General features: G+C 65.9%; 10 protein-coding genes. 2 read left to right on the top strand and 8 right to left on the bottom strand.

Annotation, left to right across the window (positions count from 1 at the left end):
• Window positions 1-108: 108 nt before the first annotated feature.
• From ACYCAX_RS11515 to leuC, 8 genes are all read right to left on the bottom strand, one after another.
• Window positions 109-2970, bottom strand: coding sequence for a FimV/HubP family polar landmark protein (locus ACYCAX_RS11515; RefSeq protein ID WP_460248030.1), 2862 nt, complete (start codon window positions 2968-2970; stop codon window positions 109-111).
• A gap of 168 nt (window positions 2971-3138) precedes the next feature.
• The gene (locus ACYCAX_RS11510) at window positions 3139-4146 is read right to left on the bottom strand and encodes an aspartate-semialdehyde dehydrogenase (protein WP_460248029.1); all 1008 of its coding nucleotides are present in this window, start codon (window positions 4144-4146) and stop codon (window positions 3139-3141) included.
• Window positions 4147-4247: 101 nt separating this feature from the next.
• On the bottom strand, window positions 4248-5414 hold the full coding sequence (locus ACYCAX_RS11505; RefSeq protein ID WP_460248028.1) for a type IV pilus assembly protein FimV: 1167 nt from the start codon (window positions 5412-5414) through the stop codon (window positions 4248-4250).
• A 262-nt stretch (window positions 5415-5676) separates the two neighbouring features.
• Window positions 5677-6789 carry an aspartate-semialdehyde dehydrogenase gene (asd, locus tag ACYCAX_RS11500; protein ID WP_015478061.1) on the bottom strand — a complete coding sequence of 371 codons (1113 nt, stop codon included), beginning with the start codon at window positions 6787-6789 and terminating at the stop codon, window positions 5677-5679.
• An 80-nt stretch (window positions 6790-6869) separates the two neighbouring features.
• Window positions 6870-7952 (bottom strand): 3-isopropylmalate dehydrogenase, encoded by a 1083-nt coding sequence (gene leuB, locus ACYCAX_RS11495; protein WP_015478062.1) that lies wholly within the window; start codon window positions 7950-7952, stop codon window positions 6870-6872.
• Between the two features lie 104 nt (window positions 7953-8056).
• Window positions 8057-8821 carry a class I SAM-dependent methyltransferase gene (locus ACYCAX_RS11490; protein WP_460248027.1) on the bottom strand — a complete coding sequence of 255 codons (765 nt, stop codon included), beginning with the start codon at window positions 8819-8821 and terminating at the stop codon, window positions 8057-8059.
• Between the two features lie 30 nt (window positions 8822-8851).
• Entirely contained in the window at window positions 8852-9496 is a 645-nt protein-coding gene (gene leuD / locus ACYCAX_RS11485; RefSeq protein ID WP_460248026.1) for a 3-isopropylmalate dehydratase small subunit, read from the bottom strand.
• Window positions 9497-9508: 12 nt separating this feature from the next.
• The gene (gene leuC / locus ACYCAX_RS11480; protein ID WP_460248025.1) at window positions 9509-10936 is read right to left on the bottom strand and encodes a 3-isopropylmalate dehydratase large subunit; all 1428 of its coding nucleotides are present in this window, start codon (window positions 10934-10936) and stop codon (window positions 9509-9511) included.
• A gap of 166 nt (window positions 10937-11102) precedes the next feature.
• Between leuC and ACYCAX_RS11475 the strand changes: the two genes are divergently transcribed.
• Both ACYCAX_RS11475 and ACYCAX_RS11470 read left to right on the top strand, forming a co-directional pair.
• Window positions 11103-11996: a LysR family transcriptional regulator gene (locus tag ACYCAX_RS11475; protein ID WP_015478066.1), complete on the top strand. Its 894-nt coding sequence runs from the start codon at window positions 11103-11105 to the stop codon at window positions 11994-11996.
• A gap of 109 nt (window positions 11997-12105) precedes the next feature.
• Complete coding sequence (locus ACYCAX_RS11470; protein ID WP_294980572.1) at window positions 12106-14979, top strand: sensor domain-containing protein; 2874 nt, start codon at window positions 12106-12108, stop codon at window positions 14977-14979.
• Window positions 14980-14984 lie beyond the last annotated feature (5 nt).

The raw sequence follows: 14984 nt of genomic DNA, 5'->3' as shown, positions 1-14984 counted from the left end.
CTGCACGTCTGAAAGTGGCGTAATCACCGCCTCTCCGAAGCACAAACGGCAGCCACTTCGGCTGCCGCTTGGGTTACTGCTTCACTCATCTATCTGGAGCCTTCCGGCTCAGGCGATACGCCCGAGCAGTTCACGCGCTTCCTGCTGCTGATTGTCGTTACCCTCGGCGAGTACTTCGTCGAGGATGTCGCGGGCGCCTTCGGTGTCGCCCATGTCGATGTAGGCACGCGCCAGATCCAGCTTGGTGGCCGCTTCGTCGGCACCGGAGAGGAAGTCGAACTCGTCCTCCTCGTCCGCGCCTTCAGCGGGAATCTCGAGCTCACTCGTCGCAAACGACGCATCCGGCTCCGACTCCAGCGCCGGCGACGAGACCTTGGACTCGTCAACGTCGCCCGCCAGACGATCCAGCTCGGCGCTGACCTCGTCGAGTTGAGCGGAGAAACTGTCGCCATCCCTGACCGGCTCGGGCTCATCACCCGGCAGGGAGAGGTCGAAATCATCCGGCAGATCGGCCAGCGACTGCGTCACACCCGCGTCCTTGTCGAAGGAAAACGCCTCCACGCCGACGCTGGACAGCGAGGCCGCGTCATCTTCCAGGCCCAACAGGAAGTTTTCTTCCGCGGAGGCCGGGGCGTCCTTGTCCAGATCGAGCGCAAAGTCAGCCAGGTCGTCGGACAGCGATACGTCCGCAGGCTTGGCAGCCGGTTCCTCGCCCAGATCGAGATCGAAGGCGAAGTCGTCGTCCGACTTGGCCGGCTCGGCGACCGGCGCATCGAACGCCAGGTCGCCGTCCAGGTCGAAGCCACTCAGCGACAGCTCATCGCTCTTGTCCTCGGCCGGCGCAACGGGCTTGCCGTCTTCCAGCTCGAGATCATCCAGCGCCAGATCGAAAGCGTCGTCGAGATCGCCGGGCAGGGAGGCCGGCTCGGCAACGGGTTCCGGCTGGGCCGGCGAATCCAGGGTCAGGTCGTCGAGGCTGAAGCTGTCGAACTCGTCGGCAGCCGCCACCGCGGCAGCGCCTGCGGCACCCACCGCAGCCAGTGCGACCATCCCCGGATAACGGGACTTCAACTGCTCGACCTGGCTGTCGGCGCCACCCATCTCGCGCAATTCGTTTTCCTGGCGGGCGAAACCTTCGCGGTCACCGATCTCGGCATACACCTCCATCAACTTGAGGCGCAGGTCGGTGCGTTGCGGCTCATCGTAGATGGCGCCCTGCAGCAACTCGGCGGCCTGATTGAAGCGGCCGTAGGCGATGTAGATATCCGCCTCGCCCAGGGCATCGCTGGTCTGCGCCGCGACTTGCTCGGGAGTCGATGCCACCGGAGCGGCCACTTCGGTGGCCGACTGAATATCGAGGGAGTCCAGGTCGGAGTCGCCAAGGGCGAGATCGCCGCCCAGGCCCTGCTCGTCCGCTTCGGACTCGGCGTCCAGTTGCTCGCGCTCCTGGGCGGCCCTGCGGCGGGAAATCACCATCAGCAGCACCAGCAGCGCCAACAGGGCACTGCCGGCGATAGCGCCCAGCCAGACGGGGTTGGCCAGGAGCTCATCGATGAAGCTCGGCGCGGGCTGTTCGACCGGCGCGGGAGTCGGGGCCTTCTGCGCTTCCGCCGGCTCGGGCGCCGGAGCGGGCTGAGCAGCCGGAGCAACCGGCGCACTCGCCTCGGGTGCGACCGGTGCGGCAGGAGCTACCGGCTCGGCGGGCTCGGCCGGTTCGGCGGGCGGAGCAGGCTCGGCGGATTGAACCGGAGCAGCCGCCTGATCGGGGGTTGCTGGCTGAGGAGCCGCAGCGGGCGCATCCGCCGCCGGAGCCTGGCCAGCGTCTTGCGGCGCCTTGCCAAGCTCGCCCTGCAGCTTCGCCAACTGGGCATCCTTCAGCTCGATGAGCTTCTGCAGCTTGTCCATCTGGCTCTGCAGATCACTCATGCGGCTTTGCAGTTCGTCGTTCTCGCGGCGAGTGCTATCCAGGCTTTCCTGGGTAACGGCCAGCTTGTCGGCAATGGCCTTGCCGTCCTTGTCGCCCTTGTCGCCACCCTTGGCCTTGCCGTCCTCGCCAGAGACCAGACGCAGGCTGTCCTTGCTCTCGGCTTGCGACGGAGCGGCGCCGGCGTTGGCTCGCGGGGTGGCGTCCAACTGGCGGGCGCCGCCGACCGGCAGGCTGCGTCCCTCGCGCCAGGCCGTGTGTTGCTGGTTGACCTCGGCGACGGCCTCGGGCTGCGAGCGGGACTTGATCTGCTCCGCATCCGGCAGGCGCAGCACCTGGCCGCTCTTCAGGCGGTTGATGTTGCCGCCGAGGAAGGCGTCGGGGTTGAGGTCCTGGATCGCCAGCATGGTCTGCTGGACCGATACGCTGTTGTTCGGGCGGGCGCGTGCGGCGATTTCCCACAGGGTGTCATTGCGACCGGTACGGTACTCGTTACCCTCCAGGCGACGGGGCGACGGGGCCTCCGCCGCAGCGGGGCGAGGGGCCGACACAGCGGCCGGACGCGACGCAACCGGCTGGCGAGCGATCGGCGCCGGAGCGGCACTGGGCGCGCGAGGCGCCGCGGCCGCGGCGGTTTGCGGGGAATACAGCGGCGGATCGAGCAGCACGGTGTACTCGCGCAGCAAGCGCCCATTGGGCCAGAGCACCTCGACCAGGAAGTTCAGGTAGGGCTCCTGCACCGGGCGGTCCGAGGTCACGCGAATGACGCTCTTGCCGTTCGGCTTGACGATGGGAGTGAACTTCAGCCCGGTCAGGAAGTACTGGCGGTCGACGCCCGCCTTGTTGAAGTCTTCCGGGGAAGCCAGCTTGGGGATCACCTCGCTCGAGGAAAGATCACGAACTTCGACCAGGTCGATCTCGGCATCCAGCGGCTGGTTCAGTGCCGAACGCAGGTGGATGTCTCCCAACCCCAGTGCATGCGCCATGCCCGTGGTCAATGCCGAAGCAGCCGCGATTGCCTGCACCAGTTTACGAAGCCGGATCATAATTTAATCCCTTGTTTTAATAGCTTTTTCTGGATTAGAACGATGTCTATCGGGTTGTCGCTGCCCATGATGCCCGCCGTTTTTACAGCTGGGCCTCCCCCTGTCAGCGCCAATCCCGGCCAGTATTGCCAAGCTAGAATACTTCTTCAAATATTCGGTAAGTATCTTTTACAGATAGTGTTTTATCAACAATTCGCCCAAGTTCACAGCATTTAGGGCGGCGCCTTTTCGCACATTATCTGACGCAATCCACAAATTCAGTTGGCACGAATTTGTCAGACCAAGACGCAGGCGTCCGACATAGACACTATCCTGCCCCTGCGCATCACCGATGACAGTCGGATAATCATCGTCAACCCGCTCGATGCCGGGCGCGGCATCCAGGGCGGCCTGCAGCGCGTCCAGCGAAAGCGGTGCGCCGGCGGTGATCGACAGCATCAGCACATCGCCGAAGAACACCGGCGCCAGGGCACAGGTAATGTCCAGCGCCCCCTCCAGCGCGGGGAACAGCGAAGACAGTTCCGCCGCCATGCGCCGCTCCAGGGCCGAATGGCCCTGCTCATCCACCGCACCGACCTGGGCCAGCATGTTGAAGGCGTATTGCCGATCGACGAGCTTCGGCTCCAGCGGACGGGCGTTGAGCAGTTCGGCGGTTTGCCGCGCCAGCTCCTGGACGCCCTCGCGCCCCAGCGCCGAGGCGGAAAGGCAAGCGGTGACGCTCAGTTGGCGAACGTCCAGCACATCCCGCAGCGCCGCGAGCACTTCGGCGACTTCCGCCGCCGGCGCACAGGGCGCGGCGATCCGTGCCGGCAGGCTGAGCGACTCCAGCACGTCAGCATTGGCTGCCGGAAACGCCACCACGGCCTGTTCGGCCAGCGCCGCGCCACTCAGGTCGATCACACTGCAGCCCGCCGCCAGCGCCAGGCCGGAGCACTCGAGAGCGGCATCGGCCGTGGTGGAGAGGAAGGCCATGCGGACCTTGGCGAAGTCGAAATCGGACAGTTTGCCGACGCGCAGGTTGCGCCCACGGAACGCCACCGACTTGCCGGCGGATTCGCCCGTGGCCAGCAGATACAGGGTGCCCACGGGAAAATCCCGCTCTTCCAGCAGCTCGACCAGTGCCTCGCCTACAAGTCCGGTGGCGCCTACTACGGCGATGTCGATGGTTTCAGGCATCCAGTGTCTCGCGATATCAGGAAAGAAAACTGCGCAGCACTTTACTTCCCCCCCAACGGCGAGGCAATCGAGCACCTCGCCACCTATCGCCGCACGATGGGCTATGGGTGCGTGACGCCCTCCGACGCCTGGGCGGCAATGACCGCCCCGGCTGGAGCCGATGCTGCGGGCTGCGCGGTGCCGGTGCCGGTGCCGGTGGAAGCCTCGGTGGGCTTGCCGGCCTTGTCCTGCTCCGCCAGCCGGGCGATCAGGCTGGCGATCTGCGCATCCTTCAGCTCGACCAGCTTGTTCAGCTTCTCCATCTGACTCTGCAGGTCGGCAATCCGGCTGCGCATTTCATCGCCTTCGCGACGGGCGCTATCGAGCCCCTCCTGAAGTACCGCCAGTTGCTCGGCGTCGGCCTTGTCCTTCTGATTCGCCGCGCGCCCCGACACCAGACGCAGGCTATCGCGCGCCTCGGCGCTGACCGGCGCCGCTCCCGCCTCGGTCTTTTTCCGCGCATCCATCTGCCGCCCCTGCGGCAACGCGACCTGTCGGCGCGCCTGCCACTCACCGTTCTGCGCCTGGATGCGCGCAACGGCCTGGGCATGACTCTGAGCCCGCGCCTGCTGCTCATTCGGCAGACGCAGCACCTGCCCCACCTTCAACCGATTGGCGTTGCCATCGACGAACGCATCGGGGTTCAGTTGCTGGATCGCCAGCATGGTCTGCATCACCGACACGCTGGAAGACGGGCGATTGTGCGATGCGATGTTCCACAGGGCATCGTTGCGCTGGATTCGATAGCTCTCCGACGGCGCCGATACCGCTGGCGACGGTGCGGCCTGGCGGGCCGGTGCGGCAAGCGGACGGGTTGCGACGGTCGCCGGCGGAGCCACCGGCGTGGCGACATAGCTCGGCGGATCGAGCAGCAACGTGAACTCGCGCACCAGGCGCCCCTGCGGCCACACCACCTGCAGCACGAAGTTGACGTAAGGTTCCTGAATCGGGCGCAGCGAACTGACGCGGATGGTCCCACGGCCGTTCTTGCCGATGTCCGAGCTGAAGCGCAGGCCGGTCACCAACTGGCTGCGGTCGACTCCCAGGCGGTCGAAGTCCTGCTGGGAAGCGAGGCCGACCACCACCTCGTCCGTACTCAGATCGCCCACGCCGCGCAGGTCGATGCTCGCCGACAAGGTCTGCCCAAGGACCGCGCGCGACGAGATCTCACCCAGCTCCAGCGCATCGGCGGTGCCTGGCAGGAAGGCCGAGGCAATGGCCGCCGCCAACAAGAATCCGTGAAACCGAGACATCCTCTCCCCCGCAGCAAGTATCCGATTGGCCGGCGCGAAAGGGCACACCGAAACCTGGACTGCGAGGATAGCGACTGGTTCCGAGCTGCTTTTACGGGTCCGTCACAGAACACCGCGAAATCAAGGGAGAGTTCCACCGACAGCGCGTACTTCGAGCGTTTTTGTGCGGGATATCACGTGACGCAGACAGCACGACGCCGGCACAGGGCCGGCGTCGTGGGTATCGCTGAAGGAGCGATCAACGCTCGAGCAGAATACGCAGCATGCGCCGCAGCGGCTCGGCGGCGCCCCACAGCAACTGATCGCCGACGGTGAAGGCGCCGATGTACTGCGAGCCCATGTTGAGCTTGCGCAGACGGCCGACCGGAACGCTCAGGGTGCCGGTGACGGCTGCCGGGGTCAGTTCGCGCATGCTGATCTCGCGCTGGTTGGGGACCAGCTTGACCCAGGGGTTGTGCTGGCTGATCAGACCTTCGATGTCGGTCAGCGGCACGTCCTTGTTCAGCTTGATGGTCAGCGCCTGGCTGTGGCAGCGCATGGCGCCGATGCGCACGCAGATGCCGTCCACCGGGATCGGGTTCTTGAAGCGACCGAGGATCTTGTTGGTCTCGGCCTGGCCCTTCCACTCTTCGCGGCTCTGGCCGTTGGGCAGTTCCTTGTCGATCCACGGGATCAGGCTGCCGGCCAGCGGCGCGCCGAAGTTCTCGGTGGGCATGGCGTCGCTGCGAATGGCCTCGGCGACCTTGCGGTCGATGTCGAGGATGGCGCTGGACGGGTTGGCCAGGTCATCGGCCACGGAGGCGTTGATGGCGCCCATCTGCTTGATCAGTTCGCGCATGTTCTGCGCGCCGGCACCGGAGGCCGCCTGGTAGGTCATGGCGCTCATCCACTCGACCAGGCCGGCTTCGAACAGACCGCCCAGAGCCATCAGCATCAGGCTGACGGTGCAGTTGCCGCCGATGTAGTTCTTCGCGCCGGCATCCAGCGACTGGTCGATGACCTTGCGGTTCACCGGGTCGAGGACGATCACCGCGTCATCCTGCATGCGCAGGCTGGAGGCGGCGTCGATCCAGTAGCCCTGCCAGCCGGCTTCGCGCAGCTTGGGGAAGACTTCGTTGGTGTAGTCGCCGCCCTGGCAGGTCAGGATGACGTCGAGGGTTTTCAGTTCCTCGATGCTGTAGGCGTCCTTCAGGGGGGCAATGTCCTTGCCAATGGACGGACCTTCGCCACCCACGTTGGAGGTGGTGAAGAACACCGGCTCGATCAGGTCGAAGTCCCGCTCTTCCAGCATCCGCTGCATGAGCACCGAACCGACCATGCCACGCCAACCGATCAGACCTACACGCTTCATCGCTACTACACCTTCATATATTTAGAGGGCCGTCGCTCCCGCTTTCCTGCAAGGGGCCGGGAGCGAGCGAACCGGAGAGATTACAGATTCCGCAGCGCGGCGACTACCGCATCGCCCATTTCGCGGGTTCCGACCTTGGTGCAGCCTTCGGACCAGATGTCGCCGGTCCGCAGGCCCTGGTCGAGCACCAGGCTCACGGCCTTCTCGATGGCGTCGGCGGCGGCGCCCTGGTTGAAGGTGTAGCGCAGCATCATCGAGACCGAGAGGATGGTCGCCAGCGGGTTGGCGATGCCCTGCCCGGCGATGTCCGGAGCCGAACCATGACAAGGCTCGTACATACCCTTGTTATTCGAATCCAGGGACGCTGAAGGCAGCATGCCGATGGAACCGGTGAGCATGGAAGCCTCATCCGACAGGATGTCGCCGAACATGTTGTCGGTGACCATCACGTCGAACTGCTTGGGTGCGCGGACCAGCTGCATGGCGGCGTTGTCGACGTACATGTGCGACAGCTCGATGTCCGGGTAGTCCTTGGCGACTTCCTCGACCACTTCGCGCCACAGCTGGCTGGAAGCCAGGACGTTGGCCTTGTCCACCGAGCACAGCTTCTTGTTGCGCACGCGGGCCATGTCGAAGCCTACGCGGGCGATGCGGCGGATTTCGCTCTCGCTGTACGGCAGGGTGTCGTACGCCTGGCGCTCGCCGTTCTCCAGCACGCGCTGCTCGCGCGGCTGACCGAAGTAGATGCCGCCGGTCAGCTCGCGGACGATGAGGATGTCCAGGCCGGCGACCACTTCGGGCTTCAGGCTGGAGGCATCGGCCAGTTGCGGGTAGAGGATGGCCGGACGCAGGTTGCCGAACAGGCCCAGTTGCGAGCGGATCTTCAGCAGGCCGCGCTCGGGGCGGATGTCGCGCTCGATCTTGTCCCACTTCGGGCCGCCCACGGCGCCCAGCAGTACGGCGTCGGAGTGGCGCGCGCGCTCCAGGGTCTCGTCGGCCAGCGGTACGCCGTGCTTGTCGATGGCGGCACCGCCGATCACGTCCTCGGTCAGCTCGAAGCCCAGGGCGAACTTGTCGTTGGCCAGCTCCAGCACCTTGACCGCTTCGGCCATGATTTCCGGGCCGATACCGTCGCCGGGGAGAACCAGAATCTGTTTGCTCATCTTTCTGCTCACTTTTTGAAAGTCGCTTGGCCAATAAAGCCGCTTGGCAAATAACGTAACGCCCCGGATGGCTCGCGCCATCCGGGGCGGTCAGAACCTTGAGATCAGCGCTCCGCCCAGAGCACCAGCACGTCGGTGCTGAAGGAACCCTCGGCGTCGATCTCGAAATACTCGCGCACCTCGTCGCCCATCGAAAGCTGCAGGGCACGAATGGCCTCGCGCATCACCTCGGGGGTGCGCATGCGCTCGACCCAGGAAGTGAACTCCAGACGCAGGCGCTGGCGCTTGACGGCGGTCACGGCGAGGCCGGCTTCGCCGACCAGGCGCGCCCACTCCGACGGGGAGTAGTCACGCACATGGCTGGTGTCGCGCAGGACCTCGACAGTCTGCAGATAGGTGTCCAGCAGAGGCAAGCCCGGCGCCGCGACGTCGATGAAGCAGACCACGCCATCCGGCTTGAGCACCCGGCGTACTTCGCGCAGCGCCTGGCCGACATCCCGCCAGTGGTGCGCGGAATAGCGGCTGAAGACGAAATCGAACTCGCCATCCTCGAACGGCAGCTGCTCGGCGGCGCCACAGCGGGTGGAGATGTTGCCCAACCCGCGCTCGGCGGCGGCCGAAGCCACCACGTCGAGCATCTGCTGGGACAGGTCGTAAGCCACCACCTCGCCGGCCAGCGGCGCGACGTTGAAGCTCACGTGCCCTGCCCCGCAACCCAGGTCCAGCACGCGCGCGCCGGTGGTCGCCGACAGTCGCTCGCGCAGCTGGGCGAATTCTTCGCCCTGGGCGTGTACGGCGCTGGTCAGGTAAGCGTTGGCCTGGGCGCCGAACTGGCGCTGGACCACTTGCTCGTGGCGACTCTCGGTCATGGCTTTCTCCTTATTAGGGTGCGCCGCCGCTCAGGCGTCGCGGAACAACCAGGGCTGGCTCTGCTTGTAGCCGGTTTCGAAACGGCGGATGGCGTCGGCGTCCTGCAGGGTCAGGCCGATGTCGTCCAGACCGTTGAGCAGGCAGTGCTTGCGGAACGCATCCACGTCGAAGCGGTACTGCTTGCCGTCCGGGCGGGTTACGGTCTGCGCGGCAAGGTCGACGGTCAGTTGGTAACCCTCGGTGGCTTCGCACTGGGCGAACAGCTCGTCGACTTCCTCATCCTTCAGGATGATCGGCAGCAGGCCGTTCTTGAAGCTGTTGTTGAAGAAGATGTCGGCGAAGCTCGGCGCGATCACGGTGCGGAAACCGTACTCGTCCAGCGCCCACGGCGCGTGCTCGCGGGACGAGCCGCAGCCGAAGTTCTCACGGGCCAGCAGCACGCTGGCGCCCTCGTAGCGCGGGAAGTTGAGGACGAAGTCCTGGTTCACCGGGCGCTTGGAGTTGTCCTGGTTCGGCTGGCCCACGTCGAGGTAGCGCCACTCGTCGAACAGGTTCGGGCCGAAGCCGGTGCGCTTGATCGACTTGAGGAATTGCTTGGGGATGATCTGGTCGGTGTCGACGTTGGCGCGGTCGAGCGGCGCGACGAGGCCGGTATGCTGAGTAAAGGCTTTCATTTATAGGTCTCCTCAGGCCTGCATCAATTCACGTACGTCGATGAAACGACCGGTCACGGCAGCCGCGGCGGCCATCGCCGGGCTCACCAGGTGGGTACGGCCACCGGCGCCCTGGCGGCCTTCGAAGTTGCGGTTGGAGGTGGAGGCACAATGCTCGCCGCTCTCCAGGCGGTCCGGGTTCATCGCCAGGCACATGGAGCAGCCCGGCTCACGCCATTCGAAGCCGGCTTCGATGAAGATCTTGTCCAGGCCTTCCTGTTCGGCCTGGGCCTTCACCAGACCCGAGCCCGGAACGACCAGCGCCTGCTTCACGGTAGAAGCGACCTTGCGGCCCTTGGCCACGGCAGCGGCGGCGCGCAGGTCTTCGATGCGCGAGTTGGTGCAGGAGCCAATGAAGACGCGGTCCAGCTGGATATCGGTGATCGCCTGGTTGGCGTTCAGGCCCATGTACTTCAGTGCGCGGGTGATGGAGTCGCGCTTGACCGCATCGGCCTCGGCCGCCGGGTCCGGCACGTTCTGGTCCACCGCCAGGACCATTTCCGGGGATGTCCCCCAGCTGACCTGCGGCTTGATGTCCTCGGCACGCAGCTCGACGATGGTGTCGAAGTGCGCATCGGCGTCGGAAACCAGGTCGCTCCAGGCTTCCACGGCCTTGTCCCAGTCACTGCCCTGCGGCGAGAACGGACGGCCCTTCACGTATTCCACGGTCTTCTCGTCGCACGCCACCATGCCGACGCGGGCGCCCGCTTCGATGGACATGTTGCAGATGGTCATGCGGCCTTCCATGGACAGGTCGCGGATGGCGCTGCCGGCGAATTCCAGGGCATGGCCGTTGCCGCCGGCGGTGCCGATCTTGCCGATCACCGCGAGCACGATGTCCTTGGCGGTCACGCCGAAGGGCAGCTTGCCTTCCACGCGGACCTGCATGTTCTTCATCTTCTTGGCGACCAGGCACTGAGTGGCGAGCACATGTTCGACCTCGGAGGTGCCGATGCCGTGGGCCAGCGCGCCGAAGGCGCCGTGGGTCGAGGTGTGCGAGTCGCCGCAGACCACGGTCATGCCCGGCAGGGTCGCGCCCTGCTCCGGGCCGACCACGTGGACGATGCCCTGGCGGACGTCGTTCATCTTGAATTCGAGGATGCCGAAGTCGTCGCAGTTCTCGTCCAGGGTCTGGACCTGGATGCGCGACACTTCGTCGGCGATGGCCGCGAGGCCGCCCTTGCGCTCGACCTGGGTGGTCGGCACGTTGTGGTCCGGGGTGGCGATGTTCGCATCGATGCGCCACGGCTTGCGGCCGGCCAGGCGCAGGCCTTCGAAGGCCTGCGGCGAGGTCACTTCGTGGAGGATGTGACGGTCGATGTAGATGAGCGACGAACCATCGTCACGGCGCTTCACCTCGTGCATTTCCCAGAGTTTGTCGTAGAGCGTCTTGCCGGCCATCAGAGAATCCTCATCAGCGTCTTTCTATGCCCCTTGGGCTTGTGGGGATGATGCTATGGAATGGAGCCGAATAACTCAAATTCATATTTTTTATCCAAAGGATTCCCACAAGGAATACTGTGCGTTATAAAAGCCGGGCGCCGCTTCCAGAGCGCAGGGAGTCGACATGGACCTGACCAGCCTCAACACCTTCCTCGCCATCGCCGAGTCCGGCAGCTTCTCCGAAGCCGGCGAGCGCCTGCACCTGACCCAGCCGGCGGTGAGCAAGCGCATCGCCGCCCTGGAGAGCCAGTTGGGCGTACGCCTGTTCGACCGCGTCGGCCGCGAGGTGACCCTCACCGAGTCCGGCCGCGCCCTGCTGCCGCGCGCCTACCAGATCCTCAGCGTGCTGGACGACACCCGCCGCGCCCTGACCAACCTGAACGGTGAAGTGAGCGGCCGGTTGGTCCTGGCCACCAGTCACCACATCGGCCTGCACCGCCTGCCGCCGCTGCTGCGCGCCTTCACCAAGGCCCACCCGCAGGTGGCGTTGGACATCCAGTTCTGCGACTCGGAAGTGGCCTACGAAGAAATTCTCCACGGACGCGCCGAGCTGGCCGTGATCACCCTCGCCCCGGAAACCGCCGAACCGGTACGCGCCGTGCCGGTGTGGGACGACCCGCTGGACTTCGTCGCCGCCCCCGAGCACCCGCTGTCGGTGCAGGGCCCGGTGTTCCTCGCCGACGTGGCGCGGCACCCGGCGGTATTCCCCGGCGGCAACACCTTCACCCACCACATCGTGCGACGCATGTTCGAGGCCGAGGGCCTGACGCCGAACATCGGCATGAGCACCAACTACATGGAGACCATCAAAATGATGGTCTCCATCGGCCTGGCCTGGAGCGTGCTGCCGCGCACCATGCTCGACGACAGCGTCGTACGCCTGCCGCTGCAGGATATCCAGCTCAGCCGCCAGCTGGGCTACATCCTGCATACCGAGCGCACGCTGTCCAACGCCGCGCGAGCCTTCATGCGTCTGCTCGACGCCCAGGCAGCCGGGCTTGCGCCTGCCGCGGCCTAACCTCTATTGTTCTGGCATAACTAGAAGAACAAGGGGCCTGAATGCCCGTCCGCACGTCACGCCGAGACCGCCTTGTAAGCGGTCCCGGTTTCTGTCCGGGGAGCGACGCATGACCCAGCACTCCCCGTCCCTGCCCGAATCCGACGGCCAGGACCAATTCGCCAAGGCCTTCCACACCGGCCCCGACGCAATGGTCATCAGCGACCGGGACAGCGGGCGCTTCCGCGAGATCAACGCCAGCTTCACCGAGCGTTTCGGCTGGAGCCGCGAAGAGGCCATCGGCCGCACTTCGCTGCAACTGGGTATCTGGCGCAGCCTGGACGAGCGCCAGCGGATGCTCGACAGCATCGACGCCGAGCAACGCATCGACGGCTTCGAAGTCACCCTGCTCACCCGCGCGGGCGAAGAACGCAGCGCCCGCGTCTACGGCTGCCAGATCGAACTGCAGGGCCACATCTGCCTGGTCCTGACCATCCGCGACGTCACCCGCCTGCGCGCCCAGGAACAGGCCCTGCGCGACAGCCAGGAACGTCTCGACCTGGCGCTGGACTCCGCCCAGCTGGGCATCTGGGACTGGCACATCCCCTCCGGGATGCTCTACGGCTCGATCCGCGCCGCCGTGCTCCACGAATTGCCGGCGCAGGACTTCCACGGTCCCTTCGGCGAGTTTTTCGCCTGCGTCGACGAGACCGATCGCCGGCGCATGCGCCAGGCTTATGCGCGCCTGGCCAAGGGACCGGACAACGACTACCAGTTCACCTACCGCGCCCAGTTGCAATCCGGCGAAGTACGCTACCTGGAGAGCCGCGCGCGGCTCTACCGTGACACCGAGGGCAAGCCGCTGCGCATGGCCGGCACCCTGCTCGACATCACCGAGCAGGTCATGCGGGAGCGCACCCTGGAAGCCTCCGAGGAAAAATTCGCCAGCCTGTTCCAGGGCAGCCCGGATCCGATCTGCGTCTCGCGGGTGCGCGACGGCGAGTTCATCGAGGTCAATCCGAGCTTCTGCAGCACCTTCGGCTGGCGGGCCGAGGAGGTCATCGGCCATTCCTCGCACCTGATCGCCTTCTGGGCCGATCATCGACTGCGCGAGCGGCTGTTCGAGCAACTGATGCGGGACCATTCGCTGCAGAACGCCGAAGTGCAGTTCCTCACCCGCGAAGGCCGGAGCATCACCTGCATGGTCGCCAGCCGGCTGATCTGGGTCGACCGCCAACTGTGCATCCTCTCCACCTTCCGCGACGTCACCCGGCGCCAGCAGGCGGAAACGGAACTCAAGGCCAGCCAGGAGAAGTTCGCCAAGGCGTTCCACTCCAGCCCCGACGCCATCACCATCACCGAGCGCGACAGCGGCCGCTACATCGAGGTCAACGAAGGCTTTCACCGCCTGACCGGCTATCGCCCCGAGGAAGTCACCGGACACACCTCGCTGGAGCTCAACATCTGGGGCGACCCGGAGGAGCGAACCAAGCTGCTGGCGGCCCTCGACCGCGACGGCTACGTGCACCACCTGGAGATGTGCGGCCGCCACCGCGACGGTCATACCAAGACCGTGGACGTCTCGGTCGAACCCATCGACCTGGGCGGCACCGCCTGCCTGCTGCTCACCGCCCGCGACACCAGCGAGCTGCGCGAAGCGGAAGCGCGCATCCAGCACCTGGCCTACCACGACGCCCTGACCGACCTGCCCAACCGCGCGCTGCTGATGGACCGCCTCAAGCAGCAGATCGCCCTGCTGCAGCGCCACAACCTGCGCGGCGCGCTGCTGTTCCTCGACCTGGACCACTTCAAGCACATCAACGACTCGCTGGGGCACTCGGTGGGCGATGCCATCCTGCAGATGGTCACCGCGCGCCTGGAGGCCAGCGTACGCCAGGAAGACACCGTGGCGCGGCTGGGCGGCGACGAGTTCGTGATCCTGCTCACCGGCATCGATGGCAGCCGCCTGGAAACTGCGCGCCGCGTGCGCCAACTGGCCGAAAAACTGCGCGACCTGCTGGCCGAGCCCATGCTGCTGGACGGGCACCGCCTGCAGATCACCCCGAGCATCGGCATCGCCCTGATCCCCGATGACGGCGCCACTCCCGAGGACCTGCTCAAGCGCGCCGACATCGCCATGTACCGCGCCAAGGACGCCGGACGGAACACCGTGCAACTGTTCCACGCCTCCATGCAGAAGGCTGCCAGCGAACGCTTGCGCCTGGAAAGCGGCCTGCGCATGGCCATCGCCCGTCGCGAGTTCAGCCTGCACTACCAGCCGCAGATCGACTCCCGCGGCGGGCGCATCGTCGGCGCCGAAGCTCTGTTGCGCTGGGAACACCCGACACAGGGAGCGCAATCGCCTGCCAGCTTCATTCGCGTGCTGGAAGACAGCGGGCTGATCATCGCCGTAGGCCACTGGGTCATCGAGGAGGCCTGCCACACCTGCGCGCGCCTGCTCGCCGAAGGACGGATCGACATCGAGGACTTCTGCCTCAGCGTGAACATCAGCCCCCGGCAATTCCGCCAGAACGACTTCGTCGAGCGTGTCCTCGACAGCCTGGACAAGGCCGGACTCCCCGCCCGCCTGCTGAAGCTGGAGATCACCGAAGGGATCGTCATCCAGCAACTGGAGGACACCATCGCCCGGATGCAGCGCCTGCGCCAGGCCGGGGTGCGCTTCGCGATGGACGACTTCGGCACCGGCTACTCCTCGCTCACCTACTTGAAGCGCCTGCCAGTGGACAGCCTGAAGATCGACCAGAGCTTCGTGCGCGATGCGCCCAACGACAGCAATGATGCGGAGATCGTCCGCGCAATCATCGCAATGGGCCACAGCCTGGGCCTGGAACTCATCGCCGAAGGCGTGGAAACCCCGGAGCAGCTGGCCTTGCTGGAGGAACAGGGCTGCCACCTGCACCAGGGCTACCTGTTCAGCCGGCCCGTGCCACTGGAAGCCTTCATCGACCTGCTTCCGCCCCGGGACGGGCAAGGGGCGCCCTGAGGCGC

The sequence above is a fragment of the Pseudomonas sp. MT3 genome (assembly GCF_054720805.1).
This window is presented reverse-complemented; position numbering and strand designations above follow the sequence as displayed.